This window comes from Pseudomonas frederiksbergensis, assembly GCF_003732705.1.
Taxonomy (GTDB): Bacteria; Pseudomonadota; Gammaproteobacteria; order Pseudomonadales; family Pseudomonadaceae; genus Aquipseudomonas; species Aquipseudomonas frederiksbergensis_F.
The window spans coordinates 580,133-603,351 of sequence record NZ_MOBR01000009.1; the positions used below are offsets into that span (position 1 = coordinate 580,133).

Genomic DNA, 23,219 nt, shown 5'->3' on the forward strand with positions numbered 1-23,219 from the left:
ATCGATCGCGCAAGGATCAGAACATTGGCGGCAGGTCATGTCTGTAACCGCAAACAGGGACAGGCTCTGGTGTCATCCACCATCCCCTGTGGGAGTGGGGTTGGTGCCTTGCCACAGGTTGCTCATCGTTCGTTCCATCTGCGCTTGTCCCCATTTCCCGCGACAGACATCGGCTTTAACACGGTGCTGAAATACGGCAGCTGCGAATCGCGGTCGGTCCCTCGATACCCATCCGACGGGACCGTCGTATGGCCTCGCTCATCGAGGCCATCGCGATGCACCTTTCCCCATTCACTGGAGCGTTAGTCATGCCGATCACCAACACGGGCGGGGCGCTGAACTCCGCGTCATCGCCTCTCAAACCCGCAGCGTTGCTGCATGAGTTGTTCAGTGCCAAGGCCCGCGAATTTCCCGAGCGCACGGCCCTGTCGGACGAAACCCGGGCCCTGAGTTATGCGGATCTGGAAGCCGTTTCATCGAAACTGGCGGCGCGCCTGCGTCATGAAGGGGTGACTGACGGCATGCTCGTCGGCCTGTGCCTGGAGCGCAGTGTCGACCTGGTGATCGGCCTGCTCGGCATTCTGAAAGCCGGGGCTGCGTATGTGCCGGTTGACCCGCTGTACCCGGCCAAACGCCTCGAACATATCGTGCGCGACAGCGGCATCAGCCTGATGATTTCCTCGAAGGATGTCGCCAGCGTTCCGGCGAGTCCGACCCTGCGTGTGCTGCACCTCGACGCTTTGCTGACTGGCCCTGAGGTCGAATCAACAGCGCCAACACTCAACGCGGCAACGGCCCCGGCCTATGTGATTTACACCTCCGGCTCCACCGGCGAACCCAAAGGCGTGCTGGTCGCCCACGGCAACGTCAGCAGTTTGCTGGAGAGCACGCAGCGCTCGTACGGCTTCTCCCAGACCGACATCTGGTCGATGTTCCATTCCATCGGTTTCGATTTTTCCGTGTGGGAAATCTGGGGCGCGCTGGCCCATGGTGGTCAAGTTGCCGTGGTGCCTTACGACGTGTCGCGCTCGCCGGAATCGTTCCGCAAGTGGCTGGTGCGTAACGGCGTGACCGTGCTCAGCCAGACCCCTTCGGCCTTCCGTGGCCTGGATGAAATTGATCGCTTGGCGAAAGATCGCCTGGCCCTGCGCCATGTGGTATTTGGCGGCGAAGCCTTGCCGGCGACCGTTCTGCGCCCTTGGGTCGAGCGCCATGGCGATGAAGTGCCGGCGCTGATCAACATGTACGGCATCACCGAAGCCACGGTCCATACCACCTACAAACGGGTGCGCGGCCAGGATCTGGAAAACTCGGCGATGGTGTCCATCGGTCAGCCGCTGGATGGCTGGAAGCTCAACTTGCTGGACGTGAACCAAGTGCCAGTGGCCCAAGGCGCGACCGGCGAGCTGTACATCGAAGGCGCCGGCGTCGCCCAAGGCTATCTGAACCGCATAGCGCTCAGCGCCGAACGCTTCGTTACCCTGTCCGGCCACACCAGCCCGGCCTATCGCACGGGCGATCTGTTAATGCAAGGCACCGACGGCGAATATCGCTATGTCGGGCGTTGCGACGAACAACTGAAAATCCGCGGTTTCCGCATCGAGCCCGGTGAAGTCGAAGCCTGCTTGCAAACCAGCACCGCCCTGTCGGCCTGCCACGTCGGCGCCCACGATTATGGCGACGGTGACTGGCGCCTGATTGCTTATGTCGTACCCACCGACGGCCCGAGTGCCTGGACCGAACAATCCCGTGCGCAACTGGCGACGCTGGCCTCGGACAACCTGCCCGACTACATGCGTCCTTCCGCTTACATCGTGCTCCCGGCCTTGCCGATGACCGCCCACGGCAAGATCGACAAGGCGCAGCTGCCGTCACCGTTGGCCGAGACCGCCGCGCCTCTGCAAGCCGGGCTTTCCGAGCATGAGCAATTCGTGTTGCGCGTCTGGTCCGACGACATCGGCTTGAAAGGCATCGGCCTCAACGATGACTTCTTCGACTTCGGCGGCACCTCCCTGGCCTTGATCCGCTCGTTGAGCAAGCTCAAGACCCATTACCAAATCAATCTGGACCCAGGCGTTCTTGCCGATGGTGCGACCGCCAAGGTCCTCGCAGGCTGCATTAATTCGCTTGTTCAAGCCCACAACCAAAAGGAAGAAGCAAATGTCTGAAGTTGCGGTTAGAAAATTCAATCTGACGAAGGAAGAACGAGAGTCGTTCGAAAAGAATGGCTTCATCGGCCCCTTCACGGCCTACACCCCCGAAGAAATGAAAGAAACCTGGAAACGCACCCGCTTGCGCCTGCTCGACCGCAGTGCCGCGGCCTATCAGGATCTGGACGCGATTTCCGGCGCCACCAACATCGCTAACTACGATCGGCACCTGGATGACGATTTCCTCGCCGACCATATCTGCCGCGCCGAAATCACCGACCGTATCCAAAGCATCCTCGGCCCTGAAGTGCTGTGCTGGCGCACCGAGTTTTTCCCGAAGTACCCAGGCGATGAAGGCACCGATTGGCACCAGGCGGACACCTTCGCCAACGCGTCGGGCAAACCACAGATCATCTGGCCGGAGAACGAAGAGTTCGGCGGCACCATCACCGTGTGGACCGCGTTCACCGACGCCAACATTGCCAATGGCTGCCTGCAATTTATTCCGGGCACGCAAAACAGCATGAATTACGACGAAACCAAGCGCATGAGCTATGACCCCGAAAACGCCACCGGGGTGGTGAAGGACGGCGTTCGTCGTGGTTTCTTCGGCTACGACTACCGCCAGTTGCAGATCGATGAGAACTGGAAACCTGACGAAGCTGCCGCCGTGCCCATGCAAATGAAGGCCGGTCAGTTCATCATTTTCTGGTCGACCCTGATGCACGCGTCCTACCCGCACAGCGGCGAATCCCAGGAAATGCGCATGGGTTTTGCCTCGCGCTATGTGCCGTCGTTCGTGAAAATCTACCCGGACTCGGACCATATCGAAGAGTACGGCGGCAAAATCAGCCTGGAGAAATACGGCGCGGTCCAGGTGCTCGGCGATACCTCGCCGGACTACAACCGCCTGGTGACCGAGACCACCCGAGGCAAGAAATTCGGCTCGGAATAAAGTTGGTTTGAGCAACGTTGCCTAACAGGAGCACCCTTTCCATGTCCCTTCCCACCGACGCCGCAACGCGCCTGTGCGAGACAGTCAGGATGCTCCGGCATCTTGCCGCCAACCTGCCGGGTCCGGTTCGCCTGTGTTTCTTCGCCGGGGGAGACGACAGCACGCCTGTCGCCGCCTCCCCGGCGCTGGTTGCCACAGAGCACGCCGTGACTCGCGCACTGGCACACGTCGGCGTCAGCGCCGTGCAGTATGTGCACGACGCACCGACGCAACTGTCCTCGTTCGAGCTGTTTATCAGCAAGAAAATTTCCCAGGCCCTCGACTTCCGCTATGACGCTTTCGAGGCGCCGGAGCCATTTGAGGCGTTGTTGGCGTCTTTCGATTTCAGCGGCGCCGTGCCGGAGATTGAAACGTCGCGCCTGCTCACCCCGGACGGTGTGCCGCTGACGGTCTATGCCAGCAACCGTCGGCAGCGCCCCCCCATCGTCCTCGCCCTGCCCTGCGGCATGCCGTTTGACCTTTGCCGCGACTGGTTCAATGCGCTCAGTGAGCACTACTTCGTCGTCACCTGGGAAACCCGCGGGCTGTTTGGCGATGGCGTTGATTTTGACCAGGTGAGCGTCGATACCAACGCTCAAGTCGCCGATCTGTTTGCGGTGATGGATCATTTCGACCTGCCGAGTGCGCACCTGATGGGCATCTGCGGCGGTGCCGCCATTGTGCTGTGCGCCGCAGACGCCCATGGCGAACGCGCGCAGTCGCTGAGCCTTTGGCACGGCGACTACAACCTGGGCGATGACAGCTTGCGCACGCCGCATCAGCAGAACTTCGAATGGCTGATGGAAACCGCGGCGCAGGATCGGGCCGAGGCACAGGATCTACAGGCCATGTTCGTCGATCAGAAAACCCTCGCGACCACACCCGAACCGATTGCCCATACGGTGCTGTTCCCCTACGTCAACCCGGAGCTGTTCTATCGATACGCACGCCTCAACGACGCGCTGAACAAAACCGAATTGCTCCCTCTCCTGGCGCGGATAACGGTGCCGACCCTGGTGGTGGCTGGAGACAGCGACAGCACCACGCATATCGGCGGCTCCCGGCTGGTTGCGCAATCCATCGAGGGCGCGGCATTGCATGTCGAGCGGGATGGCAGCCACCTGGCGTTCTTCGAACGGGCGGCAGAGTCGAAGAAAACGGCGTTTCAGTTCATAAATTCAACACTTGAATTGGCTGAGGCCTAAACCCCCTGTGGGAGCAAGCCTGCTCGCGAAGGCGATGGCACAGTTAATAACGATGTCGACTGACACACCGCTTTCGCGAGCAGGCTCGCTCCCACATTTGCTTAGTGTGGTTCACAAAACTTGCAGCCAACGCCTGCCCTTGTAGGAGCGAGGCTTGCCCGCGAAGACGGTGTGTCAGTCGACATCATCGTCACTGACACACCGTCTTCGCGGGCAAGCCTTGCTCCTACAGTCGATTCGTGTCGATCGCGGGAGTTGTGGCCGCGCCAAACCCTGTAGGAGCAAAGCTTGCTCGCGATGGCGTCAGGTCTGAGGTACTTTTTCCTCAATGGCCTACAAGGGAGTGCGTCATGAAGAAAATAGTAAGAATGGGCAACCAGACTGATATCAGCGCAATTTTTGACATCCGAACCAGCGTAAAAGAAAACCACCTGTCCCTCGGTCAGCTGACGGAACTGGGCATTACCCCCGAAACCATACGGCAGGCCATGTCGCAGGCTCCATGCGTCTGGATCGCAGAGGTCGATGGTATCCCGGCTGGGTTCTCCATGGCTGACGTCGAGGATGGATGCGTTTTTGCCGCTTTCGTTCGACCGGAATTCGAGGGGCACGGCTTAGGCCGCCGCCTGATGGAAAAAGTTGAGGCTTTCCTGTTCCAGCACCACCCGACGATATGGCTCGAAACCGCTGACGCAAGCCGCGCCAGTGGCTTCTATCGACACCTCGGCTGGAGGCCGGTTGAGCACTTGCCGGAGGGTGATATTCGCTTTGAAAAGAGTCTGAAACCAATAATAAAAGGTACATCAGCTAGATAAGCGCCACATGTGAACCCGCTTTCGCGAGCAGGCTCGCTCCCACATTTGTTTAGTGTGGTTCACAAAACTTGCAGCCAACGCCTGCCCTTGTAGGAGCGAGGCTTGCCCGCGAAGACGGTGTGTCAGTCGACATCATCGTCACTGACACAGCGCTTTCGCGGGCAAGCCTCGCTCCTACGATGCGGCGTCGGCCGGGGTTAATGCGGTGGTTTCTTCATCCCGCACCAACCGATCCAGCCGTCGCATCGGCCTATAGATCAGCGTGCCCAGGCACAGCAGGACACTGACCGCGCCGGCCACCACAAACAGCAGCGCCACGCCCCGGCCCTTGCCTACGCCCAGCCAGCCACCGATTGACTCGACAAACCGTCCACCCGGTTCAAGCGCGGGTTGGAACCAGTGATCGACAATCAGGCCACCGCCAAAGATCGCAATACTGGTAGCCGCGATGATCAACATGCTGATCAACGCAAATACGCTGGCCCGGGACCCGGTGGGAATCTTGCGCATCCACAACGCACTGACGCCGCCATCCGCCACACTGGCCGCCGCGATGGCGACAAACACCACGGCGCAGTAGGCCGTCGTACCCGACACCAGGCCAATGCTGACCACACACAGCGACAACACCAGATCGGCACAGGCAATCAACACCATCAACCGTCCGGGGTTGCCGACGAAAATCAACAACCCGGCGCCGGACAACCCGCCCAGCGCCGCCCAGGTGTAGACCACCCCCAACGTCTGGCTGGTGTGCATCGACAGCAGCAACGGCGTGATCATCAGCGTCACCATCGACAGCAACGCATTGCGCAGCATCGTGTAGACCAGCAATCCCGCCATCAGCCGTTCGCTTTTAAAGAAGCCCAACGCATCGGTGACATTGCGCACCGCGCCACGCATCACCGATCCCGCACTCGTACCGCCACCGGCCGCCATCACGGGCGTGCGCGCATGGGCAAACGCCTTGATCACCAGCAACGTGCCCGAGCAGAAGGTGATCAGGTCAATCGCGACAATCGTCACCAGCCCGGCCTGAGCCATGAGGATCCCGGCCAACAACGGCCCCACCAGCGCCGACGCATTCTTGCTGATGCCCATCAGCCCCGAGGCGCGGGTGAATTTGTCGGGTTTGACGATCGAATTGACGGCCGCCTGATAGGCCGGCTGGCGAAACGAACTGACAATCGACGCCAGCGCGTTGAACACATACAAATGCAGCGGTTCCAGGCGATCGGTCCAGAGCAGCGCCATGACCACAAACAGCATCGCCGCGAGCAGGACATCGCTACAGACAATGATGACTTTGTGGCTGACCCGATCCGCCAAACCTCCGGCCAACGGCAGAAAGATGATCGCCGGCAACGTCGCCGCCAACACCACATTGGCAAACGCCACGGCCGATCCGGTGTGGTTGTAGACCCAGACGCCCAAGGCGAACTCCATCAGCGCCGTGCCGATCACCGCGAGGGATTCACCCATCCACAGGAAATAGAAACCGCGCCCAAGGGAAAAGTCTGGTCGAGCCGACTTGAAAATCACCGTTTGACCAGGCGTGCAACGCCATGCAGCAACCGATACGCCAGGGAATACACCACCGCGCCAATCACCAAGGGTGCCGCCGGGGTGAACAGATACGTGCGGGCCACTTTGCGGGCGATGGGATAGCGCAGGTCACCGTTGATGTGCAACGGCGTGCCGAAGGTCGCGGCGACGGTGATGCCGAAATCTTCGCCAATCGACTCCACCGCGTGCCACCACAGCGCCGGGATATACAACGCATCCCCCGGTTCGACCACAGCGCGGGTCGGACGCAGTGCGCGGGTGCCGGGAAAACGCTCGGTATCGATATTGAACAGATACCCCTCGTTCTCGATGACCGGGCGCAAACCTTCCCAACTGGCGTCATCCGGCGGCAGCAAGAGGATTTCCTTGGACCCGATCACCTGGGTCATGAACGTCTCGTCGGTGGCATGGAAGTGCCAATCGGTATAGGAATCGCGGTACAGAAAGCCGCGATAGGACGGATATCGCCGGGCCTTGCTCAACACCGGCATGAACGGCATCCCGGCGACGTCATCCTTCATCTTCTCGAACGCCGCACCCTCGGTGAAACCGCAGCTGTCGGCCACCAACGGGCCATCGCCGACCTTCAACTCGTCGAGAAAATCATGGAACAGAATGTCCCGGTGACGTGCATCCGCCTGTTCCGTCAATGCAGCCTTGACCTCGGGCCCGGACCAACCGATCACCTCTGAAACCATCGCCGAACGCACCACCACCGGACTGTTCGGCGAGTTCGCCCGCAGGTACTCGGTATCGGTCCATTTGGTGAACGCCGGCCAGTGGCGGACGGCGTTCTTGATCAGGCAGGGACGGTTCCTGGTCACATAAATGCGCATGAAATCGGCTTTGGAGATTTGCAGCGCATCGATCACTTCAACCGCGGCGGCTTCAGCGTAATTGGGGAACCGGGTAAGGCTCCAGGGCTTGACCGCGGGACGATCCGTTTCGGCTGTCATGTTCATTTCAAAGGCTCTCGCAAGTACACCCAAGGGATGGCGTTCGGTCTCTGGGAAAGCATCGATTTGTCTCGAGACAGTCGAGAGCCGGACACGGGCTGACTGAAGATTTGCTCGGGCTTTTATAGCAGCCCCCTCCCCAGATCCAAAGCGCCGCGCGGGCGCATCGGCACGCTTGTCCCTGCTTCCCATGACAGACAGTCGGCCGTGGATGTTCTAATTTTTTCCGACCCTGTGGAGAGACCGTCAAGGCGCTCGAACGCTACGTCCGCGCCGCGAAAACCGTCCCTTTCCACGACTTATGTTTCGTCACGTCGATGCTCAGCCCAGCCCCTCAGGTATATCTGCCCATCGAACGGAGACGAGCCTTAATTGACTTAGAAACAGGTGTTTCCGATATGGCTTCGTCTACCGATATGGCGCTTGAACACGACCTCCAGAACGACAACCAGAGCCACGAACTGGCCTCCGTGCAGCAAGGCATCTGGCTCGACCAGATGGCCCACCCGGAGCTGCCTTACTACAACATCGGCATGGTGCTGGAGATCAAAGGCAGGATCGATGTCGGTTTGCTGGAAAAAGCCATCGAGCTGATCGCCAATCGCCACGACGCCCTGCGCCTGAGCTTCAGCCATGAAGGTGGCGTCGCGCGCCAGACCGTGTTGCCGGCCATCGAAGTGAAGCTCAACGTCGTCGACTTTTCCGAGGAAGACACCGCCGCCGGACTGGCCATGGCCTACGTGCGTGAAGCCTTCCGCAAGCCGTTCGACAAACTGACCGGCAAGCTCTGGGAAGCGCGACTGGTGCGCTGCGGCCCCGAGCGCTTCTACTGGCTCAACCGCTATCACCACTTGGTGACCGATGGCGCAAGCGTGTCGTTGATCGGTCACGCGGTCAGTGATGCCTACAACGGTTTGCTTAACGGTGACGACAACCCGCCTGAAGGCCATTCTTATATTTCCTTCCTGGCCGAAGATCGCAGCTATATCGAATCGACCCGTTTCGAGCGCGACCGGGCGTTCTGGCATGAGAAGTTTGCCCAACTGCCACCGGCGCTGTTGCAGCAAAAGGTCGCCGTCGCCGGCAGCGGCATCGCGCCGAGTGCACAGGCACAAGCGATGATTCCCCGGGCACTGTTCAACGCCCTGGCGCAGTTCTCCAACGGCCACGGCATGTCCCTCGCCCACGTGCTGATGGCCGTGCTCGCCACTTACTTGTGCCGCACCGAAGGCGTGGACGAAATCGTGATCGGCATGCCGGTGCACAACCGCACCACCGCCCGCCAAAAAGCCACGGTCGGGATGTTTTCCTCTCTCAGCCCGATCCTGCTCGAAGTCGATCCCCAAGCCTCGCTGCTGGACCTGATGCAGGTCGTGGCCACGCAACTGCGCAAATGCTACCGCCACCAGCGTTTCCCGATTGCCGAGCTGAACCGCTCCCTGAAGCTGGCACAGCAAGGGCGCCGTCAACTGTTCGACGTATCGCTGTCCTTCGAAAGCCTCGACGGCGATATCCATTTCGGCGGCATGCCGTCGGAAGTGTTCACCCTGGACAACGGCTATGAGCGCACGCCTTTGGCGATTTTCGTCCGCGACTATCACCCGAACGAAGACGTGTACCTGGACTTCAACTTCAACACCGCATTCTTCACCCTCGACGAAGTGCAGCAACTGCAACAGCGCATTCTGTCGATGCTGGAAACGGTGATCGAGCATCATGCCCTGCCCGTCGGGCACTTCCCGATCATGCCCGTGGCGGAGCGCCAACTGCTGCTCGGCGAATTCAACGCCACCGAGCGCGACTATCCGCGGGATCTACTGATCCACGAACTGTTCGAGCAGCAAGCAGAACGCCGCCCCGAGGCGTTGGCGGTCAGTGATGACAGCGGCCAGGTGCTGACGTATGCCGAGCTCAATCAGCGGGCCAACCAACTCGCCCATCAGTTGATTGAACTCGGTGTCGGCCCCGATGCGCGGGTTGCCGTGTGCTTGCGCCGTAGCCCGGAGATGGTGATTGCGCTGCTGGCGATCCTCAAGGCCGGCGGTGCCTATGTGCCCATCGACCCGGATTTGCCGGTCTCTCGCCGCGAATACATGCTCAATGACGCCGCACCGTTGGCGGTGTTGAGCAACGCAGAACTGTCCGAAACCCTGCCCGCGCTGAGCGTGCCGGTGTTGGCGCTTAACCTGAATACCAACGACTTTCCCGACACCAATCCCCAAGTGCCGGGCCTCAACGCCACGCACCTGGCCTACGTGCTTTACACCTCGGGCTCGACCGGCATGCCCAAAGGCGTGATGAACGAGCATCGCGGGGTTGTCAATCGCTTGCTCTGGGCCCGGGACGAATACCGCGTTGATGAGACCGACCGCGTCTTGCAAAAGACCCCGTTCGGTTTCGACGTGTCGGTCTGGGAGTTCTTCTTGCCGTTGCTGGCTGGCGCGCAGTTGGTCATGGCCCGCCCCGGTGGCCATCAGGAGCCGGATTACCTCGCGAAAGTGATTCGCAGCGCCGGCATCACCTTGCTGCACTTTGTGCCGTCGATGCTTGAGCTGTTTCTGGAAGACCGCGACAGCCAGGGTTTCCCTGGCTTGCGTCGGGTGCTGTGCAGCGGTGAAGCCCTGCCCCGCAGTTTGCAAAAACGCTTCGAACAGCAACTGCCCGAGGTGGAGCTGCATAACCTTTACGGGCCAACCGAAGCGGCCATCGACGTCACCGCATGGCACTGCCGTCCGACGGATCGCGGCGACAGCGTGCCGATCGGCCGACCGATTGCCAACATCCAGATTCGCGTGCTCGACAGCTTTGGCGAGCCAACGCCAATGGGCGTCGCCGGCGAAATCAATATCGGTGGCGTGGGTGTGGCTCGCGGTTATCTGAACCTGCCGGAACTGAGTGCCGAACGCTTTGTGGCGGATCTTTTCTCAACTGATCCGAATGCGCGCCTCTACAAGACCGGTGACCTGGGCCGCTGGTTGCCGGATGGTTCGATTGAGTACATGGGCCGCAATGACTTCCAGGTGAAGATCCGCGGTTTCCGCATCGAGCTGGGTGAGATCGAAGCCAAGCTGGCCAACCATCCTGATGTGAAGGAAGTCGTGGTCCTGGCGCGCGAAGATGCGTCGGGTGAAAAACGTCTGGTGGCTTACTACACGACCACCGATGCGGCGCTGGAAACTGAAACCCTGCGCTCGCACCTGCAAGCGCAGTTGCCGGAGTACATGGTGCCGGCGGCTTATGTGCGCCTCGACGCCTTGCCGCTGACGTCCAACGGCAAGCTCGACCGCAAGGCTTTGCCGGCGCCGGATTTGACGTCGCTGATCACCCGCACTTACGAAGCCCCGGTCGGTGAAGTCGAAATCGCCCTGGCGCAGATCTGGCAAGACTTGCTCGGTGTGTCGCAGGTTGGACGCCGGGATCAGTTCTTCGAACTCGGTGGCCATTCGCTGCTGGCGATCCAGTTGATTTCCCAAGTGCGTCTGCAACTGGGCGTGGAACTGGGTCTCGCCGATTTGTTCGCCCAGCCTGAACTCGCTGCCCTGGCGCAAGCCGTGGCCGAGGCCAGTCGCAGCACCTTGCCGGAGATCGTTACGGTTTCCCGCGAGGAAGCCTTGCCGCTGTCGTTCGCGCAACAGCGTCTGTGGTTCCTGGCGCAAATGGAAGGTGGCAGCGCGGCGTATCACATGCCGGCCGGCCTGCGTTTGCGTGGCACGCTGGACACTGACGCGCTGCAACGGGCGCTGGATCGCATCGTTGCGCGGCATGAAGCCTTGCGCACCACCTTCGTTCAGGATCCGGGCGCGGACGCTTTCCAACGCATCGCCCCGGCAGAGTGTGGGTTTGCCTTGCGCCAGTACGATCTACGCGGTCAGGCCGATGCCGAAGTGCAATTGCAGGTGTTGGCGGCCGAGGAAGAAGCCGAGCTGTTTGATCTGGAGCACGGCCCGTTGATTCGCGGCCGACTGATTCGCCTCAACGCCCAGGACCATGTGCTGTTGGTGACCATGCACCACATCGTCTCCGATGGCTGGTCGATTGGCGTGCTGACCACCGAACTCGCGGCGCTGTATGAAGCGTTCCGCCACGGTCTGAACGATCCGCTGCCGGCGCTGGCCGTGCAATACGCTGACTACGCCGTGTGGCAACGCCGCTGGTTGAGCGGTGAAGTGCTGCAAACCCAGAACAATTACTGGCAACAAAGCCTGGCCGACGCGCCGGCATTGCTGATGCTGCCGACCGACCGGCCACGCCCGGTGCAGCAGGACTACGCGGGTGCCGCGCTGTCGGTGGCGTTTGATGCGAGCCTGACTGCAGACCTGAAGAATCTCAGCCAACGCCACGGCACCACGTTGTACATGACGCTGATGGCGGGTTGGGCAGCGCTGTTGAGCCGACTCGCAGGCCAGGATGAAGTGGTGATCGGATCGCCGGTGGCCAACCGTCTGCGTGCGGAAGTCGAAGATTTGATCGGCTTCTTCGTCAACACCCTGGCGGTGCGTGTCGATGTCTCCGGCGCTCCGAATGTTGAAACCCTGTTGGCACGGGTCAAGGCTCAAACCCTTGGCGCTCAGGCCCATCAGGACCTGCCGTTCGAGCAGGTGGTGGAAGTGCTGAACCCGGTGCGCAGTCTGGCCCACAGTCCATTGTTCCAGGCCATGCTGTCATGGCAAACCGCGAGTGGCGCTGAACTGGTGCTGGGTGAACTGAAACTTGAAGGTTTGGGCGTGGCCAACCACGTCGCGAAGTTCGACCTGTCGCTGGAGCTCGGTGAGGTCGGCGGACAACTGCTTGGCACGCTGGAATACGCCACGGCGTTGTTTGATGAGCGCACGGTGCAGCGTTACCTCGGCTATTTCGAGCGGGTACTGCGTGGCATGGTCGCCGACGATCAGGTGCAGGTTGACCGCATCGAGCTGCTCGATGCCGGCGAGCGCCAGCGCGTGCTGGTCGATCTCAACGCCACCCGCGCGCCGTATCCGCGTGACAAAACCATCCACCAGTTGTTTGAAGCCCAGGCCGAAGCCCAGCCGGACGCCATCGCGGTGGTGTTCGATGGCGAGCAAATGAGCTACGCCGAACTCAACCGCCAAGCCAACCAGATGGCCCATCACCTGATCGGGCTGGGCATTCGCCCGGATGATCGGGTGGCGATCTGTGTTGAGCGTGGCGCGGAAATGTTGGTCGGTTTGCTGGCGATCCTCAAATCGGGCGCCGGTTATGTGCCGCTCGATCCGGCTTATCCGGCTGAACGGCTGGCCTACATGCTCACCGACAGCGCCCCGGCGGTGCTGCTGACCCAGCGCGCATTACAAGCGAATTTGCCAGCGCTGGACGTGCCGGTGGTGTTGCTGGATAAAGCCGAACGCATCGTCGATGGCTACGACGACAACCCGGTGATCCTGTCCCTCGGCGTGCGCCATCTGGCCTACGTGATCTACACCTCGGGTTCGACCGGCACACCGAAAGGCGTGATGATTGAACACCGAGGTTTGGTCAACTACACCCTCGACGCCATTCGCCTGTTCGGTCTGACCAGCGCCGACACCGTGCTGCAACAAAACACCCTGAACTTCGACTTGTCGGTAGAGGAAATCTTCCCGGCCCTGATCGCCGGCGCCACATTGGCCCCGAGTCGCAGCATCTTCGGCACCTCCCAGGACACTGTCCGCCCAACCTTCCTGCACCTGACCGCCGCCCACTGGCACACCCTCGCTGCCGAATGGCACTACAACCCGGCGCTGGCCCAGGAGCAGTTGCGCGATGTGCGCCTGATCAACGTCACCGGCGATGCGCTCTCCACGCAAAAACTGCAAATGTGGGAACAAATCCGTCCGGCCCACACGAAACTGGTCAACACCTACGGCCCGACCGAGGCCACGGTGTCCTGCACCGCGAGCTACGTGACCTTTGAAGCGCTGAACAGCAACGCGAGCATCGGCACACCGATGGCCAACACCCGCATCTACCTGCTCGATGCGTACCTGCAACCCGTACCGTTTGGCGTTACCGGCGAAATCTACATCGGCGGCGACGGCGTGGCGCGGGGTTACCTCAACCTCGACACAATCACCGCCGAACGCTTCCTCCCGGATCCCTTCAGCAACCTCGCCAGCGCCCGCCTGTACAAAACCGGCGACCTCGCACGCTATCGCCCGGACGGCGGCCTCGAATACCAGGGCCGTAACGACTTCCAGGTCAAGGTTCGTGGTTTCCGTATCGAACTGGGCGAGATCGAAGCCAAATTGGGCGACTGCACCGGCGTGAAAGAAGCCGCCGTGATCGTCCGCGAAGACGCGCCGGGCGATAAACGCCTGGTCGCCTACGTCGTGCCGCAAACCGGCGTCACCCTGACCGCCGCCAACCTGCGCGCCCAACTCGCGCCGCTATTGGCTGAATACATGCTACCCAGCGCCTTCGTCAGCCTCGAAGCGCTGCCGCTGACGCCAAACCGCAAACTCGACCGCCGCGCCCTGCCCGTACCCGACGCTGCAGCGTTCGCCAGCCGCACCCACGAAGCTGCGAAGGGCTCGACAGAAATCGCCCTCGCACAGATCTGGCAAGACCTGCTCAAAGTCGAGGCGGTCGGTCGCCAGGACCATTTCTTCGAACTCGGCGGCCATTCGCTGCTGGCCGTCAGCCTGATCGAACGCCTGCGCCAGCAAAATCTGGTGGCCGATGTGCGCACCGTGTTCACCGCACCGACCCTGCGCGACATGGCCCTGGCGATTGATCGTGAAACCCGCGACGTGTTCCAGGCCCCGGCCAATCTCATTCCGGCCGATTGCACCGCACTGACCCCGGACCTGTTACCCCTGGTCGAGCTTGAACAAGCACACATCGACCGCATCGTCGCCAACACCCCCGGCGGCGCAGCGAATATCCAGGATATTTATCCGCTGGTGCCGCTGCAGCAGGGCATCCTTTTCCACCACTTGCTCGGCCATGAAGGCGATGCCTACCTGGTGCGCTCGCTGATCGAGTTCGATGATCAAAGCCGTCTCGATGCCTTCGTCGCGGCGCTGCAACAGGTCATCAACCGTCACGACATCCTGCGCACTGCCGTGCAATGGACCGGCCTGCCGCAAGCGGTGCAAATCGTCCAGCGTCACGCTGTGCTGCCGGTGCATACCCTGATCCTCAACGATCAGGAAGCCGCGCTGACCCAGCTCGAAACGCTCAGCGATCCGCGCCACTTGCGTCTGGACCTGAGCAAAGCGCCGCTGCTTTGCGCGCACATCGCCAAGGATCCGCAGTCGCCACGCTGGCTGCTGTCGTTGCTCGACCACCACATGGTCAGCGACCACGTCACCCTGGGAATTCTCCTCGAAGAGGTCCAGGCGATCCTCAATGGCCACAGCGTAAGCCTGCCGACACCGTTGCCTTACCGCGACTTCGTGGCGCAGACCCTGGCCAGTCCGCCATCGGCTCATGAGGCTTATTTCCGTCGGCGTCTGGCGGATATCGACGAGCCCACTGCGCCGTTCGACTTGCTGAATATCCAGGGCGACGGCAGCGATGTTTCGCTGGTCAACGTACGCCTCGACACCACGCTGGCCGGCAATATCCGCAGCGCCGCACGTAAACGCGGCGTCACCCCGGCGGTGCTGTTTCACATTGCCTGGGCACTGGTGCTCGCCCGCTGTACCGGGCGCAACGATGTGGTGTTCGGCACGGTGGTGTCCGGGCGTTTGCAAGGTTCGGCGGGTGCCGAACGGGCGTTGGGGGTGTTTATCAATACCCTGCCAGTGCGCGTGCGTCTGGATGAACAGACCACCCCCGCGCTGGTCGCCGACACCTATCGTGACCTGAGCGCCCTGCTCGCCCACGAACAGGCATCGCTCGCCCTGGCTCAGCGTTGCAGCGGGTTGTCCGCGGGTTTGCCGCTGTTTACCACCCTGCTCAACTATCGCCACCAGACCAACGACGCGTCCCTGACCCACGAAGGTCAGGTGCTGGCCTGGGAAGGCATACGCTTCCTCAGCAACGAAGAGCGCACCGGTTACCCGGTCGAAATCGCTGTGGCGGATGAAGGCGAGAATTTCTCGCTGAGCGCCCAAGCCACCGCAGGCATCGATCCACAGCGCATCGCCGCGTATATGACCCATGCCGTCACAGCGCTGGTCGAAGCCCTTGAACACAACCCCGGGCAACCGGTCAACAGCCTCGACGTGCTGCCTGCTACCGAGCGTCAGCAACTGCTCACTGGTTTCAATGACACCGCCACTGACTTCGACCTGTCCCAACCGCTGCATGCATTGTTCGAAGCCCAAGTGCGGATACGGCCCGAGGCGATTGCGCTGGTCTATGAGGACCAGCAACTCACCTACGCTCAGCTCAACCGCCGCGCCAACCATCTCGCCCGGCGCCTGATCGCCCTCGGCCTGCAACCGGACCAACGTGTCGCACTGTGTGCCGAGCGCAGCCCGGAAATGCTGATTGGCTTGCTCGGCGTGCTCAAGGCCGGCGGTGCCTACATCCCCCTCGACCTGGCCCTGCCGGTGGAGCGCACGACCTTCATGCTCAGCGAAAGCCTGCCACTGGCGGTGCTCACCCAACAGGGTCTGGCGGCGCAATTGCAGGTTGGCGACACGCCGCTGGTGTTGCTCGACGAACCCGAATCACTGCAGGCCGGTAACGACCCGGCCTTCGATCTGGACCCGGTGATTGCAGGCTTGACTCCACAGCACCTGGCCTACGTGATGTTTACTTCGGGCTCGACCGGAAAGCCGAAAGGCGTGATGGTCGAACACCGCAATGTGGTCAACCTGTTGCGCACCATGGCCGAAACCGTCGGCGCAAATGCCAATGATCGCGTGCTGGCCCTGACGACCCTCGGTTTCGATATCGCCGGCCTAGAGCTGTTCCTGCCGCTGATGTGTGGCGCGCGGGTGGTGTTGGCCTCCCGGGATCAGGCCCACGACGGCCGACTGCTGGCCGAGGTGATTGCCCGCAACGAAGTCACCCTGGCCCAGGCCACGCCGGCGAGCTGGCGCATGCTGCTCGATTCGGGGTGGCCGGGGGATACATCGCTGACCGCCCTGTGTGGCGGCGATGCGTTGCCCGCTGACCTCGCCCGGCGTCTGGCGGGACAGGTCAAGCGCCTGTTCAACGTATACGGCCCGACCGAAACCACCATTTGGTCATTGGCGATCCAGGTCATCGAGCAAGACACACTCGGCAGCCAGGTCAGCATCGGCCGACCGATCGCCAATACCCGGTTCTACCTGCTCGACCCCCAAGGCCAACCGGTGCCGATCGGCGTCTCGGGTGAGATGTATATCGGCGGTACCGGCGTGGCCCGTGGCTACCTGAACCGTCCCGATCTCAGCGCCGAACGCTTCCTCACCGATCCATTCAGCACCGTCCCGAATGCGCGGATGTATCGCACCGGCGACCTCGGCCGTTGGTTGGCCAACGGCACCCTGGAATTCCTCGGACGCAACGACTTTCAGGTGAAGATCCGTGGTTTGCGCATCGAATTGGGCGAGATCGAGAACGCCCTGATGGCCTGTCCGGGTGTCCGTGAGGCGGTGGTGATCGCCCGCGACGACACGCCCGAACAGGCCAACAGCCAACGCCTGGTCGCCTACCTGTGCGGCAACCCGGTGCCGGCCGAACTGCTGCGCGCCGAACTGCTGAAAAGTCTGCCCGACTACATGGTGCCCAGCGCCTACGTGCAACTGGATGCCCTGCCCCTCACCCCGAACGGCAAACTGGACCGCAAGGCCCTGCCTGCGCCGGGTCAGGATGCCGTGGCCAGCCGTATCTATGAAGCGCCCCAAGGTGAAACCGAAATCGCCATCGCGAGTATCTGGCAAGACTTGCTGCACCTTGAACAGGTCGGGCGTCAAGACGGTTTCCTTGAACTCGGTGGTCATTCGCTGTTGACCGTGCAATTGCAAGCACGTTTGCATCAAGTGCTCGGTGTCGAGATCGCCCTGCGCACGCTGTTCGCCCAGGCGACCCTCAGTGCCATGGCCGAGTGCGTCAGCCAGGCCAGCCTGTCGCTGGTGCAACCGATCCCGCTGACTTCACGCCAACTGGCACCGCCCTTGTCGATGGCGCAACAACGCCTGTGGTTCCTCGATCAACTCGATCACGCTGCCAGTGCGGCGTATCACCTGCCTGCCGCACTGCGCCTGAGCGGCGCCCTCGATCAAAGCGCCCTGCGCCGCGCCCTTGATCGCATCGTTGCGCGGCACGAAAGCCTGCGCACCACCTTCGAACGCCGCAACGATGAAGTCGGCCAATACTTCGCCCCGGCCGATGTCGGCTTCGCCCTGATCGAGCACGATTTGCAGCGTCTGCCGCCCGAGGCACGGGAACACGCGATCACTGAACTTGCGCAAATCGAAGCCCACGGGCCGTTCGACCTGAGCCGTGGTCCGCTGATCCGTGGCCGTCTGCTGCGTCTGGACGAGAATGAGCATGTGTTGCTGGTCACTCAGCACCATATCGTCACCGATGGCTGGTCCGTCGCGTTGCTGATCGAAGAGTTCAACGCGCTGTACACCGCGTTCAGCCAGGATCAGGACGATCCCCTGCCGGACCTGGCGCTGCAATACGCCGACTACGCGGTGTGGCAGCGTGAATGGCTGCAAGGTGAGGTCCTGCAAAGCCAAACCCGCTACTGGACCCAGGTCCTCGACGGCGCTCCGGCGCTGCTCGAATTGCCGGCTGACCGGCCACGGCCACACGTGCAAAGTTACATCGGCTCCAGCGTACCGCTGCGCCTGTCGCCGGCATTGAGCAGCGCGTTGCGCCGTTTCAGCCAACAACAGGGCCTGACACCGTTCATGACCCTGCTCGGTGCCTGGTCGGTGCTGCTGGCACGCCTGAGCAACCAGCCGCAAGTGGTGATCGGCACGCCGGTGGCCAACCGTCCCCGCGCCGAGACCGAAGCCCTGATCGGGTTCTTCGTCAACACCCTGGCGCTGCGTATTGACCTGCACGACCAGCCAAACGTCGGGCAATTGCTGGCGCGGATAAAGTCCACCACCCTCGATGCCTACAGCCATCAGGAATTGCCTTTCGAGCAAGTCGTCGAAGCCCTGCAACCGGAACGCAGCCTGGGCCACAGCCCGCTGTTCCAGGCGATGTTGGTGTTTGGCAATACGCCCCATGACCGCACACTAGAGCTGCCGGGCCTGCAACTGAGCCCGATTGTGCTGCCCCTGAGCACGACCCAAACCGACCTGACCCTGTCGCTCAACGACGATGGCCAGACCATCACCGGACAGTTCGAGTACGCCACCGACCTGTTCGACGCCAGCACCATCGAGCGCTGGGGCCGGCACTTCCTGTGCCTGCTCGAAGCCATGCTCACCGACACCACTCAAGCGGTGGGCGCGCTGCCCCTGCTGGATGCCGAGCAGTATTTGCAGGTGCTGAAGGACTTCAACCCGAGCGTCGAGCCCCTCGACGAAAACCCGGATCGCCTGCCACAGAAAATTTTCGAAACCCAGGCCGCCCGCACGCCGGAGGCGATTGCCCTGGTCAGTGCCGGCGAATCCCTCAGTTACGCCACCCTGAACGCCCGGGCCAATGGCGTCGCCCATCGCCTGATCAAGCTTGGGGTCAAACCCGATGACACCGTGGGCCTGTGCGCCCGTCGCAGCGCCGACATGGTGATCGGCCTGCTGGGCATCTTGAAGGCCGGTGCTGCCTACGTGCCGCTCGATCCGCAGTACCCGCCGGAACGTCTGGCGCATATGCTCGCCGACAGCGCGCCACGGGTACTGGTGCGTCAGCAAGGGCTTGAAGTGGCTGTGCCGGTTGACCTCGCCACCATTGAGATCGGCAGCGACGAAATCACCCGCAACCCGCAGATCACCGGTTTGACCGTGGGCAATCTCGCGTATGTGATCTACACCTCGGGCTCGACCGGTCTGCCCAAGGGTGTGATGGTTGAACATCGAGGCCTGCGCAACCTGCTCGACTGGTATCTCAAGGACCTGGCGTTCAGCGCGAATGATGCGGTGCTGCTCGCGTCTTCCTATAACTTCGACCTGACCCAGAAAAACATCCTCGCGCCGCTGATGGTCGGCGCTGTCCTGCACCTGGCCGAGGAACCGTTCGACCCGGCAGCCATCGTCAAGCAGATCGCGCAGTCGGGCATTACCCATATCAATATGTCACCGAGTGCATTCCACGCCCTGGTCGATTCGGACCATAACCATTCCCTCGCCAGCCTCAAACGCGTGGTGTTGGGCGGCGAACCGATCCCGCTGGCCATGCTGGAAAAACTGCAAGCGCCACGGCCTACGGTGATCAACAGCTACGGCCCGACCGAGTGCAGCGACGTGGTTGCCTGGCAAACCCTCAGTGCCGATCTGGACGACTATAAAGAACAGTCGATCCCCATCGGCAAACCGATCCGCAACCTGCAACTGCATGTGCTGGATACCCTCGGGCATTTGGTGCCGATTGGCGTACGCGGCGAAATCCATATCGGCGGCACCGGCGTGGCCCGTGGCTACCTGAACCAACCGGAACTGACCGCCGAACGCTTTATCACCGATCCGTTCGCCGCCACTTCAGAGGCACGCCTGTACAAAACCGGCGACATCGGCCGCTGGTTGCCGGACGGCACCCTGGAATACCTCGGTCGTGATGATGATCAGGTGAAGATTCGCGGCTTGCGCATCGAACTGAGCGAGATCGAAGCCGTGCTCGCCAATTGCCAGGGTGTGCGCGAAGTCGCGGTGATTGCCCGCGAATACAGCCCCGGCCAACCCGACAGTACGCGGTTGATCGCCTATCTGTGCGGCGAGCCTGCACCCGCCGAGCAACTGCGCAGCGAGCTGCTGGCGTACCTGCCTGAGTACATGGTGCCCAGCGCCTTTGTCCGCCTCGACGTGTTGCCCCTCACGCCCAACGGCAAACTGGATCGCCGCGCCCTGCCGGCACCGGGCGCTGATGCCTTCGCCAGCCGTGACTACGAGGCGCCGCTGGGTGAATTCGAAACCGTCATCGCCGGCATCTGGCAGGACCTGTTGGGTCTGGAAAAAGTCGGTCGCCATGACCGCTTCTTCGAACTCGGCGGTCACTCGCTGATGGCCGTGAGCCTGATCGATCGCCTGCGTGAGCATGGCCTCGGTGCCGATGTGCGGATGGTCTTCGCTTCACCGAGCCTGCGTGAAATGGCCCGGGCCATCGACCGTGATGCCCGGGATATCTTCCACGCGCCGCCGAACCTTATCGTGCCCGGCACTACAGAACTGACGCCGCAGATGCTGCCGCTGATCGAACTCGATCAAGCGCAGATCGACACCATCGTTGCCGGTGTACCCGGCGGCATCGCCAATATCCAGGACATCTACCCCCTCGCGCCGTTGCAACAGGGCATTCTCTTCCACCACTTGCTCGGCCATGCCGGTGACGCTTACCTGATCCGCTCGATGATCGAGTTTGATGATCGCGAAGGCCTCGACCGCTTCATCGCGGCCCTGCAACAGGTCATCGATCGCCACGACATCCTGCGCACCTCGGTGCAATGGAACGGCTTGCAGGAACCGGTGCAGATTGTGCAGCGCAACGTCGCGCTGGCGGTGCACACCGTGACCCTCGACCCGAAAAGCGCGGCCCTCGCACAACTGGAAACCATCAGCGACCCGCGCCAATTGCGCCTCGACCTGAGCCAGGCGCCGTTGCTGCGCGCTTACATTGGCCGTGATCCACACACGCAACGCTGGTTGCTGGCCTTGCTCAACCACCACATGGTCAGCGATCACGTCACCCTGGAAATCGTGCTGGAGGAAATCCAGACCATCCTCCAGGGCCAGGGCGACAGCTTGACCGCGCCCATGCCTTATCGTGATTTCGTCGCGCAGATCCTGGCAACCCCAATCGAGGCCGACGAGGAGTACTTCCAGCGCCGGCTGGCGGACATCGACCAACCCACCGCGCCGTTCGGCCTGCTCGATGTGCAGGGTGACGGCAGCGATGTCGAAGAGGTCAGCATGCGCTTCGACGATGGGCTCACCCGCCTGATCCGCGCCCAGGCTCGCGAACGGGGCATCACCCCTGCGGTGCTGTTCCATGTGGCCTGGGCGCAGCTCATCGGCCGTTGCAGCGGGCGCGACGACGTGGTGTTCGGCACCGTGGTGTCGGGCCGTTTGCAAGGCTCGGCCGGCGCCGAACGGGCGCTGGGCGTGTTCATCAATACCCTGCCGGTGCGGGTGAACCTGGCGCAACTGGGGGCCAATGCACTGGTCGCCGAGACGCATCGCGACCTCAGCGAATTGCTCGCCCACGAACAGGCCTCACTCGCCCTGGCCCAGCGTTGCAGCGCGGTGCCCGCCTCGCTGCCGCTGTTCAGCAGTTTGTTCAACTATCGCCATCAACTCGAGGATGATGCCGCGCCAACCCAATGGCCCGGTGCGCGCATCCTGTCCGAGGCCGAACGGGATAACTACCCGCTGACGGTGTCGGTCAACGATTACCAACATGACCTGGGCCTGACCGTGCAATGCTCGCCGGCCGTCAACCCGCAGCGCATCTGCGACATGATGCAACGGACCCTGGAGCAACTGACCCAGGCCCTGGCCCACACGCCGGACGTGTTGCTCACGCAACTGGACCTGCTGCCAGCGCAAGAACGCGAGCGCTTGTTGGTCGAGTTCAGCCAGACCGCGCCGGATATCCAGTGGCTGGCGCAGCACAGCGTGTCCGTCAGCGACCCACGGTTGTATGTACTGGACCCGGCCGGGCAGTTGGCGCCAATCGGTGTCACCGGTGAAATCCATGTGGGCGGTGCGCAAAACCTGAGCACGAAACGCTTTATCAGCAACCCGTTCAGCACTGATCCGCAAGCGCGCCTGTACAAGTCCGGCGATCTCGGTCGCTGGCTGGCGGACGGCACCCTTGAAATCACGGGCAGCCAGGACGATCAACTCACCCTCGGCGGCGTGCGGATCGAGGCCAGCGAAATTGAAACCGCCCTGCTCGCCTGCAAAGGCGTCAGCGAAGCGATGGTCATGGCGATCAAGGATGATTCGGGCAGTCAACGTCTGGTCGCTTACCTGTGCGGTGAACCGGCCGCCACCGATCAACTGCGCGCCGAGCTGCTCACCCGCCTGCCGGAACACTGGGTGCCGGACGCCTTTATCGTCATCGACGCCTTGCCGCTGACCGCCAACGGCAAGCTCGACCGTCGCAGCCTGCCCGCGCCGTGGCTTGAAGCTGGCGAAGCGTCGCACTACGAGGCGCCCAAAGGTGACACCGAACAGAAACTCGCGGCGCTCTGGAGCGACCTGCTCGGCATCGAGCGCATTGGCCGCAACGACCAGTTCTTCGAGCTCGGCGGCCATTCCCTGATCGCCGTGCAATTGACCCTGCGGGCCCGGGAACACTTCGGCGTCGAAGTCACGCTCAAGGCGTTGTTCGAACACGCATCGCTGCGCGAATTGGCCGACCTCATCACGACCCTGCAACTGGCGCTGTACGAGTCAGAAGTGCTGCTCGATCTCGAGCGCGAACTGGCTTCGTTATCAGAAAGCGACTTGCTCGCTATCGTCTCCAAGGATGCTTAA

General features: G+C 62.0%; 7 protein-coding genes. 5 read left to right on the top strand and 2 right to left on the bottom strand.

Features of this window, described 5'->3' with window-relative positions:
- Positions 1-308 precede the first annotated feature (308 nt).
- The 4 genes from BK667_RS14015 to BK667_RS14030 all read left to right on the top strand — a co-directional run bounded on the left by BK667_RS14015 (position 309) and on the right by BK667_RS14030 (position 5,164).
- The gene (locus tag BK667_RS14015) at positions 309-2,168 is read left to right on the top strand and encodes an amino acid adenylation domain-containing protein (protein ID WP_123597955.1); all 1,860 of its coding nucleotides are present in this window, start codon (positions 309-311) and stop codon (positions 2,166-2,168) included.
- On the top strand, positions 2,161-3,105 hold the full coding sequence (syrB2, locus tag BK667_RS14020) for a syringomycin E biosynthesis L-threonyl-[L-threonyl-carrier protein] 4-chlorinase SyrB2 (RefSeq protein WP_123508146.1): 945 nt from the start codon (positions 2,161-2,163) through the stop codon (positions 3,103-3,105). Before BK667_RS14015 ends, syrB2 begins: the two co-directional genes overlap by 8 nt.
- A gap of 41 nt (positions 3,106-3,146) precedes the next feature.
- Complete coding sequence (locus BK667_RS14025; protein WP_123597956.1) at positions 3,147-4,349, top strand: alpha/beta fold hydrolase; 1,203 nt, start codon at positions 3,147-3,149, stop codon at positions 4,347-4,349.
- Positions 4,350-4,699: 350 nt separating this feature from the next.
- The gene (locus tag BK667_RS14030; protein ID WP_123597957.1) at positions 4,700-5,164 is read left to right on the top strand and encodes a GNAT family N-acetyltransferase; all 465 of its coding nucleotides are present in this window, start codon (positions 4,700-4,702) and stop codon (positions 5,162-5,164) included.
- A 174-nt stretch (positions 5,165-5,338) separates the two neighbouring features.
- Here the strand turns inward: BK667_RS14030 and BK667_RS14035 are convergent, their stop codons facing one another.
- A complete protein-coding gene (locus BK667_RS14035; protein ID WP_259698033.1) occupies positions 5,339-6,706 on the bottom strand; it encodes an MFS transporter in 1,368 nt (455 codons plus the stop codon).
- Positions 6,703-7,692 (bottom strand): cupin-like domain-containing protein, encoded by a 990-nt coding sequence (locus tag BK667_RS14040; protein WP_123597958.1) that lies wholly within the window; start codon positions 7,690-7,692, stop codon positions 6,703-6,705. Before BK667_RS14040 ends, BK667_RS14035 begins: the two co-directional genes overlap by 4 nt.
- A gap of 392 nt (positions 7,693-8,084) precedes the next feature.
- On the opposite strand from BK667_RS14040, the gene BK667_RS14045 reads away from it, so the two are divergent.
- Positions 8,085-23,219, top strand: coding sequence for a non-ribosomal peptide synthetase (locus tag BK667_RS14045; RefSeq protein ID WP_185058213.1), 15,135 nt, complete (start codon positions 8,085-8,087; stop codon positions 23,217-23,219).

What these genes read in the sequence shown, in the direction of transcription:
- BK667_RS14030 (WP_123597957.1), top strand. Translation starts at nt 4,700, where the DNA reads ATGAAGAAAATAGTAAGAATGGGCAACCAGACTGATATCAGCGCAATT.
- BK667_RS14025 (WP_123597956.1), top strand. Translation starts at nt 3,147, where the DNA reads ATGTCCCTTCCCACCGACGCCGCAACGCGCCTGTGCGAGACAGTCAGG.
- BK667_RS14015 (WP_123597955.1), top strand. Translation starts at nt 309, where the DNA reads ATGCCGATCACCAACACGGGCGGGGCGCTGAACTCCGCGTCATCGCCT.
- BK667_RS14045 (WP_185058213.1), top strand. Translation starts at nt 8,085, where the DNA reads ATGGCTTCGTCTACCGATATGGCGCTTGAACACGACCTCCAGAACGAC.
- syrB2 (WP_123508146.1), top strand. Translation starts at nt 2,161, where the DNA reads ATGTCTGAAGTTGCGGTTAGAAAATTCAATCTGACGAAGGAAGAACGA.
- BK667_RS14040 (WP_123597958.1), bottom strand. Translation starts at nt 7,692, where the DNA reads ATGAACATGACAGCCGAAACGGATCGTCCCGCGGTCAAGCCCTGGAGC.